General features: G+C 74.7%; 10 protein-coding genes and 8 pseudogenes. 8 read left to right on the top strand and 10 right to left on the bottom strand.

What is annotated here, in order from left to right; all coding sequences use genetic code 11:
• Positions 1 to 197: 197 nt before the first annotated feature.
• Positions 198 to 2433, bottom strand: a pseudogene (locus FF86_RS06720) (AAA family ATPase); the annotation flags it as partial.
• Between the two features lie 196 nt (positions 2434 to 2629).
• Between FF86_RS06720 and FF86_RS06725 the strand changes: the two are divergent.
• The 4 genes and pseudogenes from FF86_RS06725 to mshC all read left to right on the top strand — a co-directional run.
• The gene (locus FF86_RS06725; RefSeq protein ID WP_044885247.1) at positions 2630 to 3454 is read left to right on the top strand and encodes a histidine phosphatase family protein; all 825 of its coding nucleotides are present in this window, start codon (positions 2630 to 2632) and stop codon (positions 3452 to 3454) included.
• 6 nt (positions 3455 to 3460) lie between these two features.
• Entirely contained in the window at positions 3461 to 4003 is a 543-nt protein-coding gene (locus FF86_RS06730; protein ID WP_044885197.1) for a DUF3090 family protein, read from the top strand.
• A gap of 157 nt (positions 4004 to 4160) precedes the next feature.
• Positions 4161 to 4940 (top strand): SCO1664 family protein, encoded by a 780-nt coding sequence (locus FF86_RS06735; protein ID WP_044885198.1) that lies wholly within the window; start codon positions 4161 to 4163, stop codon positions 4938 to 4940.
• Positions 4941 to 5092: 152 nt separating this feature from the next.
• Positions 5093 to 6462: pseudogene (mshC, locus tag FF86_RS06740) on the top strand (cysteine--1-D-myo-inosityl 2-amino-2-deoxy-alpha-D-glucopyranoside ligase); the annotation flags it as partial.
• A 1629-nt stretch (positions 6463 to 8091) separates the two neighbouring features.
• On the opposite strand, the gene FF86_RS06750 reads toward mshC, so the two are convergent.
• Positions 8092 to 8934: a PAC2 family protein gene (locus tag FF86_RS06750; RefSeq protein ID WP_011604006.1), complete on the bottom strand. Its 843-nt coding sequence runs from the start codon at positions 8932 to 8934 to the stop codon at positions 8092 to 8094.
• 1145 nt (positions 8935 to 10079) lie between these two features.
• Between FF86_RS06750 and FF86_RS06755 the strand changes: the two genes are divergently transcribed.
• On the top strand, positions 10080 to 10901 hold the full coding sequence (locus FF86_RS06755) for an HAD family hydrolase (RefSeq protein WP_370657258.1): 822 nt from the start codon (positions 10080 to 10082) through the stop codon (positions 10899 to 10901).
• On the opposite strand, the gene FF86_RS06760 is transcribed toward FF86_RS06755, so the two are convergent.
• From FF86_RS06760 to FF86_RS06775, 8 genes and pseudogenes are all read right to left on the bottom strand, one after another.
• Positions 10849 to 11922 (bottom strand): type IV toxin-antitoxin system AbiEi family antitoxin domain-containing protein, encoded by a 1074-nt coding sequence (locus FF86_RS06760; protein ID WP_052681074.1) that lies wholly within the window; start codon positions 11920 to 11922, stop codon positions 10849 to 10851. The genes FF86_RS06755 and FF86_RS06760 overlap by 53 nt on opposite strands.
• A gap of 459 nt (positions 11923 to 12381) precedes the next feature.
• Positions 12382 to 12440 (bottom strand): hypothetical protein (locus FF86_RS61960; protein WP_255355728.1); only part of this gene is annotated, 59 nt, incomplete at its 5' end.
• Position 12441: 1 nt separating this feature from the next.
• Positions 12442 to 12860: pseudogene (locus FF86_RS42040) on the bottom strand (FtsX-like permease family protein); the annotation flags it as partial.
• A gap of 1 nt (position 12861) precedes the next feature.
• Positions 12862 to 13540, bottom strand: a pseudogene (locus FF86_RS42045) (ABC transporter permease); the annotation flags it as partial.
• A gap of 1 nt (position 13541) precedes the next feature.
• Positions 13542 to 14009 (bottom strand): annotated as a pseudogene (locus FF86_RS42050) (FtsX-like permease family protein); the annotation flags it as partial.
• 1 nt (position 14010) lies between these two features.
• Positions 14011 to 14913 (bottom strand): annotated as a pseudogene (locus FF86_RS42055) (ABC transporter permease); the annotation flags it as partial.
• 4 nt (positions 14914 to 14917) lie between these two features.
• The gene (locus tag FF86_RS06770; protein ID WP_044885200.1) at positions 14918 to 16417 is read right to left on the bottom strand and encodes an ABC transporter ATP-binding protein; all 1500 of its coding nucleotides are present in this window, start codon (positions 16415 to 16417) and stop codon (positions 14918 to 14920) included.
• Positions 16418 to 16710: 293 nt separating this feature from the next.
• Positions 16711 to 17661, bottom strand: coding sequence for a PD-(D/E)XK nuclease family protein (locus FF86_RS06775; RefSeq protein ID WP_044885201.1), 951 nt, complete (start codon positions 17659 to 17661; stop codon positions 16711 to 16713).
• A gap of 367 nt (positions 17662 to 18028) precedes the next feature.
• Here FF86_RS06775 and FF86_RS42065 point away from each other — a divergent pair.
• The 3 genes and pseudogenes from FF86_RS42065 to FF86_RS06785 form a co-directional block, all read left to right on the top strand.
• Positions 18029 to 18312, top strand: a pseudogene (locus FF86_RS42065) (site-2 protease family protein); the annotation flags it as partial.
• A gap of 1 nt (position 18313) precedes the next feature.
• Positions 18314 to 19024, top strand: a pseudogene (locus FF86_RS42070) (site-2 protease family protein); the annotation flags it as partial.
• Complete coding sequence (locus FF86_RS06785) at positions 19021 to 20043, top strand: tRNA (adenine-N1)-methyltransferase (protein WP_052681075.1); 1023 nt, start codon at positions 19021 to 19023, stop codon at positions 20041 to 20043. The pseudogene FF86_RS42070 and the gene FF86_RS06785, both read left to right, overlap by 4 nt.
• Positions 20044 to 20643 lie beyond the last annotated feature (600 nt).

A 20643-nucleotide genomic window follows, 5' to 3' on the forward strand; every position in this document is an offset into this window, starting at 1 on the left:
CCCTGCCCCCGCCCCGACGGACCCGACGCCGCCGCCGGAACGGGCGACGTCCGGGCCCTCGCGCTTTAGTTCTGCGCGCTCCAGTCCTGCGCGCTCCAGCTCTGCGTGTTGCGGGCCTTCGCGTTTCGAGTCCTGGCCGTCGAGCTCCTCGTCGTCCAGCTCCTCGTCGTCCTCGGCGAGCTGGCCGGCGATCTCCNCGGCCAGCAGGGCGGCGAGTGACGTCAGGCGCCGCCGGCCGCCCGCGTTGCGCACCGCGTGGCGCACCGCGGGGCCGTTCACGGCGACGATCGACAGGTGCGTCGCCGCCCGGGTGAGCGCGGTGTAGATCAGCGGGCGGGTCAGCATCCGGCCGGCCTCCGGGGGAAAGACGGCGACGACCGCCGGCCACTCGCTGCCCTGCGCCCGGTGCACCGTCACCGCCCAGCCGTGCCGCAGATCGCCGAGGATCCCCGCGGGCACCTCGACGACCCCCCCCGGGAAGGCGACCCGCAACGCCCCGCGTTCGCCCGCGGCGACGACGGTGCCGATCTCGCCGTTGGCGAACCCCACGTCGATGTGGTTGGCCGTCGCCACCACCCGGTCCCCGACGTCAAATCCCGACACCGCGCCCGCGCCCGGGTTGAGGACGCGTTTGAGCGCCGCGTTCAGCGCCCCCGTGCCGGCGGGCCCGGCATGCACCGGCGTGACGACCTGGATGTCGGCGACGGGGATTCCCAACGCCCGCGGAATCGAGTCGGTGACGAGCTGCACGGTGCGGTGCGCGGCCTCCCCGGAGCTGCTCGAGGGGACGACGACGACCTCGCGGCCGGGGCCGGGCGGGGGCGGCGGCAGCTCCCCGCCGCGCACCGCGGCGGCCATCAGCGCGATCGCCCCGCCGTCGACCTGCCGGTAGAGCCGGCGCAGCTCCGTCACCGGGACCTCGCCGGACTCCAGTAGATCGGTGAGGACCTGGCCCGGTCCGATGCTCGGCAACTGGGCGGGGTCCCCGACGAACATCAGGTGGGTGCCCTCGGCGCAGGCGTCGAGCAGCGCGGCGGCGAGTTCCGCGTCGAGCATCGACGCCTCGTCGACGACGACGAGATCGGCGTCGATCGGGTTGTGCTCGCCGCGGGCGAAGCCGCCGCCGCGGCCCTGCGCGCCGAGCAGCCGGTGCAGGGTGCTCGCCGGCGCCCCGCACAGCTCCTCCAGCCGCTTGGCGGCCCGACCGGTCGGCGCGGCGAGCGCGACCTCGGCGTCCGCCGCCCACGCCAGGCGGACCACGGCGGCGACGGTGCGGCTCTTGCCCGTCCCCGGCCCGCCGGTCAGCACGCTGACCCCCGACTCCAGGGCCGCCCGGGCCGCGGCGAGCTGGACCTCGTCCAGGCCGCCCACCGGGTCGTCCCCGGACCCGCCGGACGATCCCTGCAGGCCGGTCGGGCCGGTCGGGCCGGTCGGGCCGGTCGGGCCGGTCGGGCCGCCGGCGTCCGCGGCCTCGGACGTCCCGTCCGGCCCGGCGTCGCCAGTCGCCCGGTTCCCGCCGCTCGGCGGGTCGTCATCCGCGGCGTCCTCGTCGTCGAACATCAGCGCGGTCGGCGGCGGCCCGGCCGCGGCGGCCACGGCCTGCGACCCGTCGTCATCGTCGTTGTCGTCGTCCTCGTCCGGGCGGCGGCGGACCCTCGGCGCGCCCGCGCGCAGCGGCTCCGCGGTGGCCACCAGCCGTTCGATGCCGTCGGCGATGGACTGCTCGGCCATCGCGTAGCGCTCCAGCGCGATCCGGTCGCCGACGGCGATGATCCGCCCGTCGTCGAGGGCGGCGTCCAGCGCCCGGTGCGGATCGGCCACCCCCTCCCGAGCCGCGGCCTGCAGCACGGCGTCGACCGGGCCGGCGGTGTCCCCCGCCCGCGTCGCCGCCCGGCCCAGCAGGTGGGTGAGCACCGCGGGGCCGCGGCGCGGGTCGTCTCGGCGCAGCCCGCGGCGGCGGGCGAACCGGTCGGCCTGGCCGATCTCGGCCTCGGCGGCGGTCAGCAGCATCCACGGGTCGGCCCGCAGGGCCTCGGCGGCGGTCGGGCCGAGCCGCTCGGTGGCCCCCCGGGCGAGGCGGGCCGGGAGGTCCGCCGCGACGAGCAGTTCGACGACCGCGTACGTGCCCGCGGCAGCGCGGAAGCTGTCGGCGAGCCGGCGGGCCCGCGGGCCGGTGACCCCCTCGACGGCGCCGAGCCGGCCGAGGTCGACGTGTTCGGGCCGGGTGATGCCGGCGGCGGGCAGGCGGGCGGCCGTCGTACGGCCCAGCCCCGGCCACAGCGCGGCCTCGCAGAACGCTGCGAACACCGTCGTCGGGTCCACGGCTGCGTCGGCATCGACCGGGTCGGCTCCCGGGGCGGGACCGGCGGTGTGGGCGGCTCCCGGGACGGGATCGGGTCCCGGAGCGGCGGCGGTCGGGTACTCGTCGGGCATGCCGGGAAGCGTAACGACGCACCACTCGGCGCCCGGCGAAGCCCGCTGGGTAGCGTGGTATCACCGGTGGCCGTGCCAGGGCGCGCCGTGGTCCGGACCCGGCGTGTCCGGCGCCACGGCCTCGCGTCGCGCCTGGTCGGCCACCCGCGGGTCCGGTGGCGTCGCGGACCCGTCCGACCTCGAAGGGACCGACCGGTTGACCACTGTGTTGCTGGTCCGCCACGGCCTGACCGCCGTCACGGGCAAGATCCTCCTCGGCTGGACCCCCGGCGTCAGCCTGGACGAGCGTGGCCGGCGGCAGGCCTCGGACCTGGCGGGCCGGCTCGGGGACATCCCGCTCGCCGCGATCGTCAGCAGCCCGCTCGAGCGCTGCCGCGAGACGGCGGGCACGATCGCGGCCCGCCGCCCCGACGGCCCGACGGCTCCCGGCGGGGTCCAGCCGGTCGCCGTCGACGAGCGGTTCGGGGAGTGCCGCTACGGGGACTGGACCGGGCAGGAACTCGCCGTCCTGGCCAAGGATCCGCTGTGGGCGGTGGTGCAGAGCCATCCCAGCGCCGTGGTCTTCCCCGGGCCCGAGGGTGAGGCGCTGCGCGACACCCAGGCCCGCGGCGTCACCGCGGTGCGGGAGTGGAACGACCGGCTCGGCCCGGACGCGACCTGGCTGCTGTGCTCGCACGGAGACGTCATCCGCACGATCGTCGCCGACGCCCTGGGCATGCACCTCGACATGTACCACCGCATCACCGTCGACCCGTGCTCGCTGACGGTGATCCGCTACGGCGAGCGGCGACCGTTCGTCCGGCGGATCAACGACATCGGCGGCGACGTCGCCGAGCTGCTCCCGCCGCCGCCCAAGCCCGAGGGGGAGGCCGCTGCGGGCGACGGCGGGGACGGCGGGGACGGCGCCGCCGGGCCGCCCGCCGGGGACGGTGCGGCGCCCCGGCCGGCGCTCAGTCCCGACGAGGTCGTCGGCGGCGGCGCCGGGTCCTACCCGCCCCCCGCCGGCGGGGGAGCGGTCTGAGCGGCCATGGCGCGTCGGATACACGTCTTCGACCCGCCGGAGCGGTTCGTCGCGGGCACCGTCGGCTCGCCCGGCGCCCGAGGGTTCTACCTGCAGGCCCGGGACGCGGCGAGGCTCGTCACGGTCGCGGTCGAGAAGGCCCAGGTCGCCCTGCTGGCCGAGCAGCTCACCGAGCTGCTCGACGAGCTGGGCCGGCGCGGGGTCGCGATGGGGCCGGCCGAACCCGTCGGCGCGCCCGACACGTCGCCGCTGGAGCAGCCGATCGAGGCGGAGTTCCGGGTCGCCACGATCGCCCTCGGGTGGGATCCGCGCGGCAGCCGGGTCGTCGTCGAGGCGCAGGCGGCCGGCGGCGAGGAGTCGGCGTCGGGGTTCAGCGACGACCCGGACGGCCCCGACGCCCTGCGGGTGCTGCTCGCGGCGGGCCCCGCCCGCGCCTTCGCCCGCCGGGCGGGGCGGCTCGTCGCCGCCGGGCGCCCGCGGTGCCCGCTGTGCGGCCTGCCGCTCGACGAGGACCACGTCTGCCCGCGGCAGAACGGGCACCGGCACTGATGCGCGCCATGCGCCCGCACGGCCTGCGGGACAGGCCTGGTCGGGCGCCGGTCTCGGGGCTCGGCCGGGGGCGCGGCGTGCGGGTTCGCCCCGGAGAGACCCCGGTCACCACCCGGACCCGGCGACAGAGCCGGCGCGTAGCGGACACACTGGGCTGATGGGCGTTCCCGCGGCGGGTCCCCCTCCGGGGCGGCGGCTGCCACTCGATCCGATCGACGGCGGCGGCCTCGACGCCCCCGCCGCGCTCGACCTGCTGCGTCGCGGCGAGCTGGCGGTCAGCGCCAGGCTCGCCGACGCCAGCAACGCGACGCTGTACTGCGACATCACCGCGGGCGACGTCGCCGGCCGCTGCGTCTACAAGCCGGTGCGCGGCGAACGGGCGCTGTGGGACTTCCCCGACGGCACCCTCGCCGCTCGCGAGCTGGCCGCCTACGAGGTCTCCGCGCACCTCGACCTCGGGATCGTGCCGCCGACGGTCCTGCGCGACGGCCCGTTCGGCGAGGGCATGGTCCAGCTCTGGATCGACACCGACGTCACCGTCGACCTGGTCGCCCTCACCCGCTCCGACGACCCGCAGCTACGCCGGATCGCGTTGTTCGACGCCGTCATCAACAACGCCGACCGCAAGGGTGGGCACCTGCTGCCCGCGCCGTCGGGGCGCATCCACGGCATCGACCACGGCGTCACCTTCCACACCGAGGGCAAGCTGCGCACGCTGCTGTGGACGTGGCGGGGCCGCCGGCTGGTCGCCGAGGAGACGGCCCTGCTCGGCTGCCTGCGCGAGGCACTCGCCGGCGACCTTGGTGACCGGCTCGCCGAGCTGCTCACCGTCGCCGAGTCCGGCGCGCTGGCCGCTCGGGTGGAGCGGCTGCTCGACGAGGGACGCTTCCCGCTGCCCTCGGGGGACTGGCCGCCGATCCCGTGGCCGCCGTTCTGAACCGTCGCCGTTCGGAACCGCCTGCGTTCCGCATCGTCGGTTTACTGACGGTGATGTTGCGATCTGTGTCCGTTTTCGCAGGTCGGTTACGGGATGGTTACCCGTCTTGTGCCCGCCGGCGGAACGGTTCGCGGTTACTCTGACACGCATGNAGGCGTGGCCATCTCCTCCGATACGTCCACTTCCAGGCTCCGGCCGGCCCTTGCGGATCTTCGACACGGCCACGTCGAGTGTGCGGGCCCTGGATTCCGCGCCCACGGCCCATCTCTATGTCTGCGGCATCACGCCGTACGACGCGACGCATCTGGGTCACGCGTTCACGTACCTGACGTATGACCTCGCGCAGCGGGTTCTGCGGGATTCCGGGCATGACGTCCTTTATGTGCAAAATGTTACGGACGTCGATGACCCGTTGCTCGAGCGTGCCGACCGGGACGGTCTGGACTGGCGCGACCTCGCCGCCCGGGAGATCGCGCTGTTCCGCGAGGACATGACCGCGCTGCGGATGCTCGCCCCGGACTCCTACATCGGCGTGGTCGAGGCGATCCCGATGATCGTCGACATGGTCGCCGAACTCGTGGACCGGGGTGCGGCCTACCACGTCGACGACGACCTGTACTTCTCCGTTGCCGCCGCCCCCGCGTTCGGTGACATTTCCCACCTGTCCCGGGCCGAGATGCTCGCGATCTGCGCCGAGCGCGGCGGCGACCCGCACCGCGCCGGCAAGAAGGACCCCCTCGACCCGCTGCTGTGGCGGGCGCAGCGCCCCGGGGAACCGTCGTGGCCGTCCCCGTTCGGCCCCGGCCGGCCGGGCTGGCACATCGAGTGTTCGGCGATCGCCCGTCACCACCTCGGCGGCGTCGTCGACATCCAGGGCGGGGGCACCGACCTGTCGTTCCCGCACCATGAGTGCAGTGCCGCGCACGCCGAGGTCGCCGCCGGTGCCCGCCCGTTCGCCCGCAGCTACGTGCACACCGCGATGGTCAGCCTCGACGGCCACAAGATGTCGAAGTCGCGCGGCAACCTGGAGTTCGTCTCCCGGCTGCGCCGCGCCGGGACGGACCTGGCCGCGCTGCGCCTCGCTCTGCTGGACCACCGCCACACCGCGGGCTGGGAGTGGACGGCGGGCCTGCTGGCGGACGCGGTGACCCGGGTCGAGCGGTGGCGGGCGGCCGTCGCTCTGCCCGCCGGCCCGGACGCGGCGGGGGTGCTCGCCGCCGTCCGGGAGCGGCTCGCCGACGACCTCGACGCCCCCGGTGCCCTCACCGCGGTCGACGCCTGGGTCGACGCGGCGCTCGCCGACGCCGGCGGTGGTTCTGCCGGCGGCGGTTCTGCCGGCGGCGGTTCTGCCGGCGGTGGATCTGCTGGCAGTGGTTCGGCTGGCGTCGGTTCGTCTGGCGGGTCCCTTCGCGGTTCCGGCGGTGCGGCGGGTGCTGGGGGGGAGGCGCCCGCACTGGTCGCGAGGCTCGTTGACACACTGCTCGGTGTAGACCTTGAACCCGTCCGACCCAGAGGGAGCTGATGGATGGGGGCTCACCACCGCAGTACAGATCCCGGAGCAGCGACCGAACGGCCCGCCTTCGACGAGGTCGCCCACGGCTACGACCCGCGCCAGGTCGACGACTACCTCGCCACGCTGTGGCGGTACGCCAGNCAGGTGACCTCGCGCGCGGCCGCCGCCGAGAGCGCGCTGAGGCACGAGCGGGAGCGCAACGTGGGCGTCACCGGCACCGAGGCGTTCGCCGCCCAGGCCGGCGGTCGGATCGGGCAGATGCTCGCCATCGCCCAGCGGGAGGCCGACGAGATCATCGACGGCGCCCGCCGGATCGCCGAGTCCGCCCTGGAGGAGGTGATCGAGGACGCCGGGGCGAATCATCCGATCGTCCGCGAGGCCCGCGAGCAGGCCGAGAAGCTGCTGCTCGACGCGGTGGAGGAGAGCCGTCGGCTCGCCGTCGAACGCCACCGGGAGCTGGCGGACGAGATCGCCCGCAGCTCCGCGTCCCTCGACGCGCTTCGCCACCAACAGGGCGAGATCATCGGAGCGGTCCTGCGGCTGCGCCGCATCCTCGGCTCCGACGATGTCGACCGCGCCCTCACCGACCTCGCCCGGGCCGGCACGGCCCCGCCGGAGGCGGGCGACGGCGACCCCGCCGCCGGCGGCGCGCGGCAAGGTTTCGTCCCTGGCACCCCCACCGCGCAGGACGGTGCCGTCCCCGGCGCTTCGGCCGCGCAGGCGACCGGCGGCGGCTTTCCGGGCGGACCGGACACGACGGCTCCGACGGCTCCGTCGGTCGTGGACGGGCCGTCGATGCCGTCCACGCCCCCCGTGGGCGTCCCACCCCGGCCGCCCAGGGTGCCCGGTAGCCCCGACGGTCCCGGATCCTCAGCCGCTCCCGGATCCTCAGCCGCTCCGGGATCCTCAGCCGCCCCGGGCCAACACGGCGCCGCCCCGCAGCACGGGACCGGTCAGCAGCATGGGACCGGTCAGCACGGTGCCAGCGATCACGGCGGCGGATCGTACGGCGCAGGCCGGGGCGAAGCCGGGCCGCACGGCACCGGTCAGCACGGCCCGGGCTGGCCGGCGGCCGCGGGTGCAGATGGGGCGGACTGGGACGCTGCGGGCGCCTTCGGCTCGCACGGCGGCACCGCCGGGAACGGGTCCGCCGGAGATGCTCTCGGCCCGGCCGTCGGCGCAGGTGCTGCCGCGGCGGCCGGTCGGGTCTCGGGCCGCCTGGGTGCCGCCGGGCTCGGCCGGCGCCCTCCTGGCCGGCATCGGCAGGGTGAGGTCGCCGACGCCGAGCCGTACCCGGCGAGCGCCGCGCAGTGGGAGCCGGCGGCCAGCACCGCCGGCGTTCCCTTCCGCCGGGGCGCCGACGAGGACATCATCGACGCCGAGATCGTCGAGGAGTAGGGCACCGCCCCTGTCCGCACACCCCAGTCCGCGGCGGCGGCACCGAGTTCCACGCGCCGCTCCGCCCGACCGGGACCCTCCGGGCCCGGCCACCCGGCCACCCGTGCCACAGCCAGGGCCGACCGTGTGGCGGGCCGACCACGCTGGCCGCCCGCCCCGGCCGACCACGCTGACGGCGGTCGGCCGGGGCGGGTCGGACCGTGCGACGGGCCGGCGGGCGGAGTCAGGGCATGAGAGAAATCACTGCCCGCGGCGCCGCAGGTAGCGCTCGAACTCGCGGGCGATCGCGTCGCCGCTGGCCTCCGGCAGCGCGGTCTCCGGCTCCCGGGACTCCAGCGAGCGGACGTACTCGGCGACCTCGGTGTCCCCGGCGGCGAGCTCGTCGACCTGACGCTCCCATGCCTTGGCCCGCTCCGGCAGATCCCCGAGCGGAATCTCGATGTCGAGCAGGTCCTCCACGCGCCGCAGCAGGGCGAGCGTCGCCTTCGGGCACGGCGGGTTCGCGACGTAGTGCGGCACCGCCGCCCAGAACGACACCGACGCCAGCTCCGCCCGGGCGCAGGCGTCGCCGAAGACGCCGACGATGCCGGTCGGACCCTCATAGCGGGACGGCTCCAGGCCGAGCCTCGCCGCCGTCGCCGCATCCCCGGCCGTCCCGCTGATGGGCACCGGACGGGTGTGGGGAGAGTCCGCGAGCAGCGCACCGAGCGAGATCACCATGTCGCTGCCGAGGGCATGCACCGCCTCGATCAGCTCATCGGTGAAGCCGCGCCAGCGCATGTTCGGCTCCAGCCCGCGGATGAGCACCAGGTCCGTCTCCGACTTCGGCGGCCGCGCCACCGACAGCCGGGTGGTCGGCCAGGTGATCTTCCTCGACGCCCCGTCGGTTCCGCTCACCGTCGGCCGGTTCACCTGGAAGTCGTAGTAGTCGTCCGGGTCGATCGCGCCGATCACCCGGGCCTTGAACGCCGTCTCGAGATGCTCCACGGCGGCGGAGGACGCGTCGGCGGCGTCGTTCCAACCCTCGAAGGCCGCTACCACGACCGGCGACCGCAGTTGACCGACGCCGGAAAACTCGATCACCTACCACCTCCTGCCGCCCAGCGGCGGCCCACTGCCCCCGTGACAGTGCAACGGTACGTCCTCACGGAGACGACTCCTGCCCAGAGCCGACATCCGTTACGTCAGCCCTCCTTGCATCCGGTGGGGAACCTGCCCTCGCCCGCGGCGAACCTCCGCGGGACCAGTCTGCCGGTGTTCTCGTGGGAACGCCTTTCCTCGGTCTGTCGATGGCAAACGACGCCGGGCGGATCGGACATCCGTTCCGGATCGACGCGGTGGCTGCACCGTACCGGCTCCTGACGAGTACCCGCTGTCGCGGGAAGGCCAACGGCCGCGGCGAGCACTGTCCACGTTGCGACACCCGCCCACTCCCGTCTCCCGGCCCGCCCGCCGGCTCTGGCGGCCGCCGCGTCCCCGTCCGCCCCGGCGGCGGCGCCGCGGGCCCGCGGCGCCGTGCCGCACCGGCTGCGGTGACTTCCGCGCCGCCCGTCCTACCACCTTCCTGGATGTTCCCGTTCACCCGGCCATCTCTGGCGGAGTTCACTCGGCCACCGGTGGCAGCGTCGTCGCCAACCGACGCCCGGGCGATCACATTCNCGGCCGCGAACGCCGGCCCGAGGGCGGCTGCGGGGCTGCCGCGATCGGCGCCTGCAGCGGACTGCCCCGGAGGGGCGCCCGCCCGCACCGGGGGAGACGGCGCCGGGGTTCGCGGCGGGGTCGCCGACGGATTCCCGACGGTCCGCTGTCCGTGCTGTCGCGACGTGTGCCGGGGGCCTCTGGCGCCATGGTCACCATGTTGCCGGGCCCCGCCCCCTTCCCGCGCGGCATTCCCGCCGAAGGGCGGTGTAACGAGGTCCTCAGGTCTCGGCCGCCCGGACGGGCCGAACCCCGCGTTCCGAGCCCGCTGGGCCGCCCGCCGCCCGCTGCGCGGCCGCGATCCGGCAGCATACGGGCAGGACCGGTCCGTACCGGGCAGAGCGGCGCCTCTCCAGACCGGAGGCCGGTCCCGCCCGGGCGGGACCGGCCGGCGTGGGCAGCCGGCGGCCGGCAGCCGCGACCCCGCGTCCGGGCAAGGCACGTCCGACCCGCGCACCCGGAACCGTCCGGAGCGCACCGATTCGAGCTGGGAGCACAACGTGGGAAGCCTCGCGGCGGTCTTCTTCGACATGGACGGCCTGCTCGTCGACACGGAGCCGATCTGGACCGTCGCCGAGCACGAGGCGGCGGCGCGGCTCGGCGGCGAGTTCACGTCGGCGATGAAGCGGGCGATGATCGGCCACGGCATCGACACCGCGGTGCCGATCATGGTCTCGATGCTTGGCCGGCCGCCGTCCGACGTCCCGGCCACGGCGCGGTTCCTGCTGCGACGCTCCGCCGAGCTGTTCCGCGAGCCAGGCGTGATCGTCCCGCAGCCCGGCGCCGTCGAACTGCTCGCCGTCCTGCGAGAGCGGGGCGTCCCGGCGGCGCTGGTCTCCTCGTCCTTCCGGGACCTGATGGACCCTGTGCTCGGCGTCATCGGTCGGGAGCTGTTCGCGACGACGGTGGCCGGCGACGAGGTGAGCCGCCGGAAGCCGGATCCCGAGCCCTACCTGACCGCCGCCCGCATGCTCGGCGTGGACCCGCGGCGCTGCGTCGTCCTGGAGGACAGCCCCTCGGGCGCGCGCGCCGGTGTGGCCGCCGGCTGCGCGACCATCCTCGTCCCCTCCATGCCCGATCTCCTCGACCCCACCACCACCCCGCCCACCGCCACCCCGCCTGCCCCGGCCCCGCCCACGGCCACCCCGCGTCCCACGGCCACCCCGCCTGCCGCCGTCCCGCCTGCCGCCGTTGCGTCGGATGGAGCGCCGTCCGCCCTCGCGGGGTCCGACGCGGCGTCAGCGGACGCCCTCGAAGTGCCCGCAGGCCTCGCCGCGATCGTCGCCAGCCTGCACGACGTCACCCTCGACCTGCTCGACGAACTGCTGGGCGCCCATCCGGTCGGAACCTGACCGTGACCTCTGCGAGCGCGAGCGCGCGGCGCACCATCTCGGCGACGCCGGCCGGACCGCCCAGCACATCGGCCCAGGTGAAGCGCAGCAGGGTCCAGCCAGCCGCCAGCAGGTCGTTCTGCCGCATGCGGTCGCGGAACAGCGCGCGTGGCTGGCGGTGATAGGCGGCGCCGTCCGCCTCCACGGCGACCAGCCGGCTCGGCCAGGCCAGGTCGAGCCGGGCAACTGGACGGCCTCCCAGCGTCGGGACCCGGTCCGGCGGCTCGTCCGGCGTCCCTTCGAGGGGATCGACGCTCGTGGACCCCGTCGGCCTGCCCCGCTCCGTCGGGCTGGCGGGGTCCCACACCTGCCACTGCAGCTCCTCCGGCGGCAGGCCGGCGTCGAGCAGCAACAGGCGTAGCCGCGTCTCCAGAGGTGACTCGGCCCGACCGTCGGCGAGCGCAAACCAGTGCCGGCGGGCGACCACTCCCCGGCGGCCGGCTGCCGGCCTGAGTACGGCGCCGATGTCCGGGACTCGCCCCTGGTGCAGCGCGGCGTCGAGCAGGCTGACGGCGGTCTCCCGATCGCTGTCCAGGACCAGGTCCGCCAGTGTGCGCTCGACGGTGGTGACCGGGATGCCTCGCCGGAGCTGCCGCTCGTCGGGGCGCAGGGCACCGAGATGCCGGATGAGGTTGTCGATGCCGGCGGCCGCGTGAGCGGACCGGGGGAGCAGAAGGTGAACCGGCTCGCGCGCCGTGCCTGTCTGGTCGAGCCCCGGCAGGCCCAGGAGCCGGGCGGCGGTCACGCCGCAGACGACTGCCTCTGGCCGGCCGACCAGCGCGGCCCGCACCGGTCCGCGCAGCGGGTGCGCACCCGGGAGCAGGACGGTACCGCGGAACGGCGTGGAGCAGCCGGCGCCCCGGACCAGGCGATCGAGTTGCCGGCGGGTCAGACCCGCCTGCCGGATCTGGGTCCGGGTGAGCATGCCGTCCTGGCGGGCGGCGAGCCGACGCAGGGAGAGCGGAAGCGCGGGAAGGTCCACCCGGCCAGCCTGGCGGGTATGTCGCCTTCTGGGCAGCGGCACTCGGCCAGCTGTGGATGAGCCGGAGGCCTGTGGACAAGGGCACCTGCGGACGAGGATTTCGCGGGAAGGCTCCTTCGGTAATCGTCCGTGTACATAATCGTGCCGAGGGTTCGGTACGGTTTTTCGCCCGAAAACCGTACCGAACCCTCGGCATGATGTGGCAGCAATCTGGCCGCGCCGCGCTCGGGGTGGGGCGACGACGGGCTGGGTCGGCTCGGCTTGGCCTGGGATGTTCCGGCCATGTCGACGGTCGCGTGGACGGGTGCGTGGACGGGTGCGTCGACGGTCGCGTGGACGGGTGCCGGCTGGCTGTCGCGGTCCGGTGCGGGTGCCTGGCCTCCCGCGAGTAGGAGGGCCGTGGGCGCCGCAAACCCCTGGGCGAGGTCGCGGGTGCGCCTGCCGCGGCTCTGGCCCAGCTCAGGTGGCGGAGATGGCGCGCAGGACGTCCATGCGGGCGGCGCGGCGGGCGGGGAAGANGGCCGCGAGGATGCCGAGCAGGACGCCGACGATGATGACGATGATGATCGTCTGGACCGGGTAGGCGAACGTGCTGATGCCCTGGGAGGCCAGGGCCTTCGTGAGGGCCCAGCCGAAGATGCTGCCGACGACGACGCCCAGCACGGCGCCGAAGACGGAGATGATCGTCGACTCCATGACGACCATGGCCCGCATCTGCCCGCGGCTCATGCCGACGGCGCGCAGCAGCCCGATCTCCCGGGTCCGTTCGATCACGGACAGGGCGAGCGTGTTCACGATGCCGAACAGTGCGATGATCACCGCCAGGGCCAGCAGGACGTAGATGAAGCCCAGTAGCTGGTCGATCTGCTTCTCCTGCTGGGCGACGAACTCCGACTGGTCGCGTACCTCCACCGTGGCGTACGGCTTGACGATCTTGTNGATCTCGGCGCGCACGGCCGCGGGGTCGGCCCCGTCGGCGCGTTTGACCAGCACGAACAGGTCGAGGTCGTCGGTGGTGTGCCGGGCGAACTGGCCGGTCGAGATGATCCACGAGCCGGCCACCTGGCTCTTCTTGTACGTCCCGGCGACGGTGAGGTCCTGGGTGCCGTTGGGGAAGGTGACGGGGATCTTCTGCCCGACGCCGAGGTGGCGGTCGGCGGCGACGCCGTCATCCACGAGGATCGTGCCGTCGCCGAGGGCGTGGAGGTCTCCGGCGACCTTCTTGAGGGCCAGCACCTTGGGCAGGCCGGCCGGATCCCCGGCGAGCACCTGGGCGTCGCGCCCGCCGATCTTCGCCAGGCCACCGCGCAGCCCGGTCGCGACCTCGATGCCGGGCTTCCCGGCCAGATCGCGTGCCACCTGGCCGCTGAAGCCCTGGCCGAAGCCCTGGGCGGTCAGGAAGAAGTCGGCGCCGAGGCTGTCCTGCACGGTCGTGCGCACCGACTCCTTGATCGACTGTCCGAGGATCGAGAAGGCGCTGACCAGCGCGAGTCCGATCATGAGGGCGGAGGCGGTCGAGGAGGTGCGTCGCGGGTTGCGCATCGCGTTCTCCCGGCCGAGCCGGCCCGTGGTGCCGAACAGCGAGACGAACGGCGCGCCGAGCACCCGGATGATCGGGNCGGACAGCAGGGGCGACAGGGTGGCGATACCGAGGAAGATTCCCGCGGCGCCACCCCCGACGGCGGCGGCTCCCGACTTGCCCGCCGACGCGGTCCCGAGGACGAGCAGCAGCACCCCGAGCGCCGTGAGGGCGGTCCCGGCGACGGCCCGGGTGCGCAGCGAGCGCGTCGGCAGCACGTAGGTCTCCCGCATCGCCGCGATCGGCGGCACGGACGCCGCCTTGCGCGCCGGCACGAAGGCCGCGGCCGAGGTGATCAGGATCCCCACGCCGTAGGCGGCGATGATCGTGCGCGCCTCGAAGACCAGCGAGCCGCTGGGCAGATCCACGCCGAACGCCCCGACGGCCGCCCGGAGCAGCACGGCGAGCCCCGCGCCGAACAGCAGCCCCACGCTTGCGCCGGCGAAGCCGACCAGAGCCGCCTCGACCTGCAGCGAGATCTGCACCTGACGCCGGCTGGCGCCGATCGNCCGCAGCAGTGCCAGCTCCCGCACCCGCTGCGCCACCAGCATCGTGAAGGTGTTGAAGATGATGAACGCCCCGACGAACACCGAGATCGCCGCGAAGATCAGCAGGAAGGTCGAGAAGCCGCTGATCGCCTGCTGCACGGCGCTGGCGTTCTCCTCCGAAAGCTGCGTGCCGGTGATCGCCTCGATGCCGGCGGGGAGCACGGCGGCGACCCGCGCGCGCAGCTCCGGCTGGCCGAGGCCGGGGACGGCCGCCAGGTGGATGGAGCTGAACTGGCCGGGGGCCAGCAGCACCCGCTGGGCGGTGGCGGTGTCGAACGCGGTCACGGCGGCGCCGCCGAGGCTGTCCTGCCCGGCGACCCGGAACGTGCCGACCAGCGTGTATGTCGCCGGTGCACCCTTGGTCTGCACGGAGATCCGCGTTCCGAGGGCGAGATGAAGGTCCCGCGCCGTCGCCCGATCCACCGCGATCTCGCCGGGACCAGGGGCGCGGCCCTCGGCGAGCTGCTCGGACGCGGTCGGCTGGCCGCCCGTCCAGTTTCTGCCCAGCCCCGGCGCCCCGCCCTCCTTCGCCGGCTTGCCGGTGCGCGGGTTGATGAGCACCGCCTGGCCGTTGACCGACCCGACGGCCGCGCGCACCCCGTCGACCCTGGCCACGGTGTCGAGGATCGACGCGGGCAGCGGCGGTCGGCCGGAGTCGCTCGTCGGGTCGATCTGGTTGACCGCTCGGACCGCGACGCTGACGTTCTTGTTGATGTCGGCGAACAGGCTGTTGAACGTCCGGTTGAGCGTGTCCGTCAGGACCAGGGTGCCAGTGACGAAGCTCACGCCGACGACAACCGCCAGCATGGACAGAGCGAGCCGGACCTTACGGGCCAGCAGGCTCTTGAGGGTGGCGCGCAGCATCGACTCAGGCCCAGCCCGCCGACCCGGGCCCGTCCGCCCGGTAGCCGCCCGGGGCGCCGTAGCCGTCCGGGGCGCCGTAGCCGTCCGGGGCGTCGTCATCGCGCGGGCCGGTGGGGCGCGGCACCGGCCGGCGCCGCGGGTTGCCTGCCGGGCCACCGTAGCGGCCGCCGCCCGGCCCGCTCCCGTCCAGCGGTCCGGTCGCGCCCAACGGCCCGGTCTCGGGCCCGGGGACGGGATTGAACTCGCCGGTGAACGGCTCGCCGTAGCGGCCGTCGTAGGGCGCCGGCCGCGCCGGCCGGCCATCGTTGCCGTAGCGCTGGTCGGGGTAGTCGTAGTCGCCGTACCGGTCGTCGCCCTCCGGGTAGCCCCGTGGGCGGGGCGCCGCGCCGTAGTCGTCGTGGCGGGCGCGGTCGCCCTGAGGCTCGCGGTCCGCGGGACGCGCGCGGCGGGCCCGGCCGTCGCGGTCGTCCCGGCTGTCATGGCGGTCCCGGCCGTCCCGGCCGTCGTGGCGGTCCCGATCGTCGTGGCGGTCCCGGCCGTCCCGGCCGTCCCGGACGTCGTCGTAGGCGTCCGCTTCGCCGGCCGCGTCGGCGCCGTCGGGGAGCAGCCCGCGCTGGGCGGCGTCGAGGTGCTTCATCCGGTCGAGCACCTCGTCCGCGGTCGGCTGCTCGATCGCGTCGACGAGCCGACCGTCCGCGAGGAAGATCACCTCGTCCGAGTAGGAGGCGGCGGTGGCGTCGTGCGTCACCATGACGATCGTCTGCCCGAGCTCGGTAACCGAGTCCCGCAGGAACGACAGCACCTCGGCGCCCGAGCGGGAGTCCAGGTTGCCGGTCGGCTCGTCGGCGAAGATGATCTCGGGCCGGGTGACGAGGGCGCGGGCGCACGCGACCCGCTGCTGCTGGCCGCCCGACAGCTCGCTCGGCCGGTGCCCCAGCCGGGGGGCGAGGCCGACCGCGTCGACGACGGTGCGCATCCACGCCTGATCCGGAGCGCGGCCCGCGATGCTCAGCGGCAGCGTGATGTTCTCCGCCGCGGTCAGCGTCGGCAGCAGATTGAACTGCTGGAAGATGAAACCGATCCGGTCCCGGCGCAGGCGGGTGAGCTCCTTGTCCGACAGCCGGGACAGGTCGACGTCGCCGATGAACACCCGCCCGCGGGTCACCGTGTCCAGGCCGGCCAGGCAGTGCATGAGCGTGGACTTCCCCGAACCCGACGGCCCCATGATCGCCGTGAACCGGCCGCGTGGGAAGTCCAGGTCGATCCCGCGCAGCGCGGTGACGGTCGTGTCCCCGGTGCCGTAGACCTTCGTCAGACGGTCGGCGCGCGCCGCCGGGACCTGGCCGCCCGTGCCGCCGGGATTGCCCGCGATGCCGGCGGCGGGCTGCTCGCGGCGGTCGTCCCCGCGCTCGGTGGTCCGCGCCACCCGCTGCGGGCGACCGGGCGGAGCGCCCCTGCCCGCGTCCCGCCTCCCGCCTGGGGATGATCCGGTCCGTCGGGCCATCGTGACGTCCTCTCCTCGCGCGCTCGGCGCGTCTGCCGATGCCCCTGCCCGCCGCCGGGTACAGGGCCGTCCCATCGTCCTACGTAGGTGTTTCGGCGCGCGGACTGCGACTGCCACGCTCGGCGGGGTCCGCCCGCCGGCCGCCCGGTCCGGACGACCCTCGATCGCACCGTCGGAGTCCCCAACGATCGAGGAATGATCCGCATCTCGGGATTGATCCGGAATCCCCGGACAACCCGCGTCCCCTCGACGTTCCCGGCCTCGCCCGTGGGCGGCGTCCTGCACGGCGGGAGTCAGCCGTCCGCCTCGCAGACGGCCGGGGCCGCGTCGTCGAGGGGCACGGCGGGGGCCGGCCGGGGCAGCGGCGGCGGCGTGCCGCCGAACGCCGGGCACAGCGCCTGGTGGTGGCACCAGGAGCACAGGCGGTTCGGGGTGGCCCGCCAGTCCCCGCTGCGGTGGGCCCGGTCGATCGCCGCCCACAGCGCCTCGATCCGCCGCTCGGTGGCCCGCAGGTCCGCCTCGTCCGGGGCGGCCCGCAACCAGGTGCGGTCACCGAGGTAGTACAGGCGAAGCTCCCGGGGGATCACGCCGCGGATCCGCCACAGCAGCAGGGCGTAGAACCTCATCTGGAACATCGCCGAACCCTCGAACGCCGGCCCGGGCGAGCGGCCGGTCTTGTAGTCGACCACCCGCAGGGCCACGCCCTGCGGAGTCGTCGCCTCGTCGAGCCGGTCCACGTAGCCGCGCAGCCGCAGCCCGGAGTCGAGCACATGCTCGACGTAGAGCTCGCGGGCCGAGGGGGCGAGCCGGGCCGGGTCCTCCAGCGCGAAGTACCCCGCGAGCAGTTCGCGCGCGGAATCCAGCCAGGCGGCGAGCGCGTCCGGGCCGTCGAAGAGCGCCTCGACCGCCGGCTCCCGTTCGCGCAGCGCCCGCCAGGCCGGCTCGACCAGCGCGCGCGCGGCCTCGAGGGTCCGCCCGGCCGGCGGCAGGTCGAACAGGTTCTCCAGGACCGAGTGCACGACGGTCCCGCGGCTGGCCGCCTCGCTCGGCGGTTCGGGCAGCCGGTCGATGACGCGGAATCGGTAGCGCAGCGGGCAGTTGACGAAGTCCGCCGCCCGCGACGGCGACAGCGACCCGATCAGCGGCCGCTCGGCATCCCGCGGCCCGCCCGGCGCTGCGGGGTCGACCGCCGGCACGGAAGCCTCGCTGGATGCCGCGGAACCAGGCGGCGGCGTCGTGGTCATGACCCGACCCTAGAACCCGCCACCGACAGTCCCGCGGGTCGGTCCCGGCCGGCGGCGAGGGACGTCCCCGGCGACGGTCCCGCCCTCGCCGGAGACCCCCGGCACCCNCGCTGGTCACAGGCGTNGACAGGGCCGGCAGACGCGGCCGGATCTGGTCCGTAGCATCGGTTCCATGACGGATCAGCACGGTGGCACCGGCTCGGATGCCCATGGCGGCACGGGTGGTGCGTCGCGNCATCCGGGTGAACGGCCGCCGGGGGTCGTCATCGGGCGCATTCGTGGCGTCCCGATCATGGTGTCGCCGCTTGCGTTGATCTTCGCCCTCCTGGTGGCCTACCTGCTCTCCGGCTCCATCCGGGACNGGCTNCCGACGGCGTCGGACGGCCAGGTCCTCGCGATGGCCACGGTGATCTCCGTCGGCTTCCTGCTCTCCCTGCTGGTCCACGAGATCGGCCACTGCCTGGCCGCCCTCGCCTTCGGCCACACCGTCCGTTCGGTGACGCTGCACGGGTTCGCCGGGTTCACCGAGTTCGAGCCCGAACCCCGCAGTCCCGGCCGCGAGTTCCTCATCGCCTTCGTCGGTCCGGCGGCCAACGGTCTGCTTGCCGGGCTGTGCTTCCTCGGCCTGCTCGGCATCGGCGACGACACCAANGTCGGGGTGGTGCTGCGCGATCTCGGGGTCATCAACCTGGCGCTGTTCGTGTTCAACCTGGCCCCCGGCGTGCCGTTGGACGGCGGGCGGGTGGTCATCGCCGCCGTGTGGGCGGTGACCGGGGACAAGCTGCGCGGGCTGCGGGCCGGCGCCTACGGCGGCTTCGTGGTGGCCGCGGGCATGGTCGTCTGGGGTACGACGATCTCCGGCGACAGCTTCGGCCTGTTCTACACGTATGCTCTGGCGGCGTTCCTGGCCTTCGCGGCCTTCCAGTCCTTGCGTGCGGCCCAGTTGCGCGGTCGGCTGCCGGGGCTGTCCGCCGGCCGGCTGGTGCGCCGGACGCTGCCCGTCGAGGGCGCCGTGCCGCTGGCCGAGGCGTTGCGGCGGGCCCAGGAGGTCGGCGCCACCGCCGTCGCGGTGATCGACCGAGACGGTAATCCCATCAAGATCATGAATGGCTCGGCGGTCGACGCGCTGCCCGAGCATCGGAGGCCGTGGATGTCCGTGGACGAGGTGAGTCGGGCGATCTCGCCCGGGATGGTGCTCGACGCCGACCTGGAGGGCGAGGACCTGCTCGCCGCCGTGCAGAGCATGCCCGCCTCGGAGTACCTGGTGCTGCAGCACGGCCGGCCGGTCGGTGTGCTCGCGATGGTCGACCTGGTCGCCCGCCTCGACCCGGCCGCCGCCGCGCGCATGGTGGCGCAGCGGTGACCGAGCCCGATCTTCGCCCCGGCCCCACCGGCGCGGCGCACCGCCGCGGGCCCTTCACCAAGGGCGACCGGGTGCAGCTCACCGACCCCAAGGGACGCAAGCACACCGTCGTCCTGGAACCGGGCAAGCAGTTCCACACCCACCGCGGCGCCGTCGAACACGACGCGCTGCTCGGCCGGCCCGAGGGCATCGTCGTCACCAGCACCGGCGGCACCGACTACCTGGCGCTGCGCCCCCTGCTCGTGGACTTCGTGCTGTCGATGCCCCGCGGGGCGACCGTGGTCTACCCCAAGGACGCGGCCCAGATCGTCACGTACGCGGACATCTTTCCGGGCGCGCGGGTGCTTGAGGCCGGCGTCGGCTCGGGCGCGCTGTCCTGCTCCCTGCTGCGCACCATCGGGGATGCCGGTCGGTTGATCTCCTACGAGCGGCGGGAGGACTTCGCCGCCATCGCCCAGCGCAACATCGAGACGTTCTTCGGCGGGCCGCATCCGGCGCACACGGTGATCGTCGGCGATCTGGCCGAGACGACCGAACGGGACGTCGACCGGGTCGTCCTCGACATGCTCGCGCCCTGGGACGTCGTGGACGCCGTCAGCGCGGCGCTCGTTCCCGGCGGGGTGGTCTGTGCCTACGTCGCCACGACGACGCAGTTGTCCCGGGTCGTGGAGGCCCTGCGGGCCCACGGCACGTTCGCCGAGCCCGCCGCGTGGGAGACGATGATGCGGGACTGGCATGTCGAGGGCCTTGCGGTCCGCCCCGGCCACCGCATGGTCGGCCACACGGGCTTCCTGGTCACCGCGCGTCGCCTCGCCGACGGGGTCACGCCTCCGGTCCGCCGTCGACGCCCGGCAAAGGGCGCCCTCGGGGATCCGGCCGGCGCGGATCCGGCCGAGGCGGGTGCCCTTCTCGCCGAGCCGGCCGCGACGGCCCTCGCCGGAGCTGCGCCCGAACCCGTCGTGGATGCGGTGCCCGAACCCGTCGTGGATGCGGTGCCCGAAGCCACGCGTGGGAGCTGACTCCACCAGCGACGTGGCGTACCCCCCAGAAGCCCCCTCTCGTCCTGCTGTCACCTTCCGTGACGTTAGGGGGTGTGGCTGAGGCGCGTCGCGAAGCGGGCTACGGCCCGTGCGCCAGCGGCGGATACGGGGAGAGCGCCTACCTGTTTCTTCTGGGGGGTTCGGCGTCCGATTCGTCCCCCCAGAAGGAACAGGTTGCCCCGTTCCCCTGCACACCCCCGCCTCGCGAGGCGGTGTGGAGGGGTGGCGGTGGGCCGTTCGATGGCGAGGCGGGTGCAGTCCGACATCACGCTTCGTCACCGAACGCGGGATGAGGAACTGGTGAGCGGCTGCACGAGGCCGAGCCGACCAGGCAGGCCCGGGGCCTGACCCGCGCGGACCAGGACACGCGGACCAGGAGAGGCCACGGCGGCCCCACGGTCGGGTCGATCGGGACCGAGGCGGCAGGGCGGTCGCAGTTGCAGAAGGCCAGTGACCTCTCGCCGCCCTTGGGGCGTCATCGACCTCCTGTAAACCCTCTCGCCGACGGAGGGGTCTCTCGCCGATGGAGGGGTCTCGTCGACGGGGGGTCTCTCGTCGACGGGGGGTCTCTTGCCGATG

This window comes from Frankia sp. CpI1-P (assembly GCF_001421075.1).
Taxonomy (GTDB): domain Bacteria; phylum Actinomycetota; class Actinomycetes; order Frankiales; family Frankiaceae; genus Frankia; species Frankia torreyi.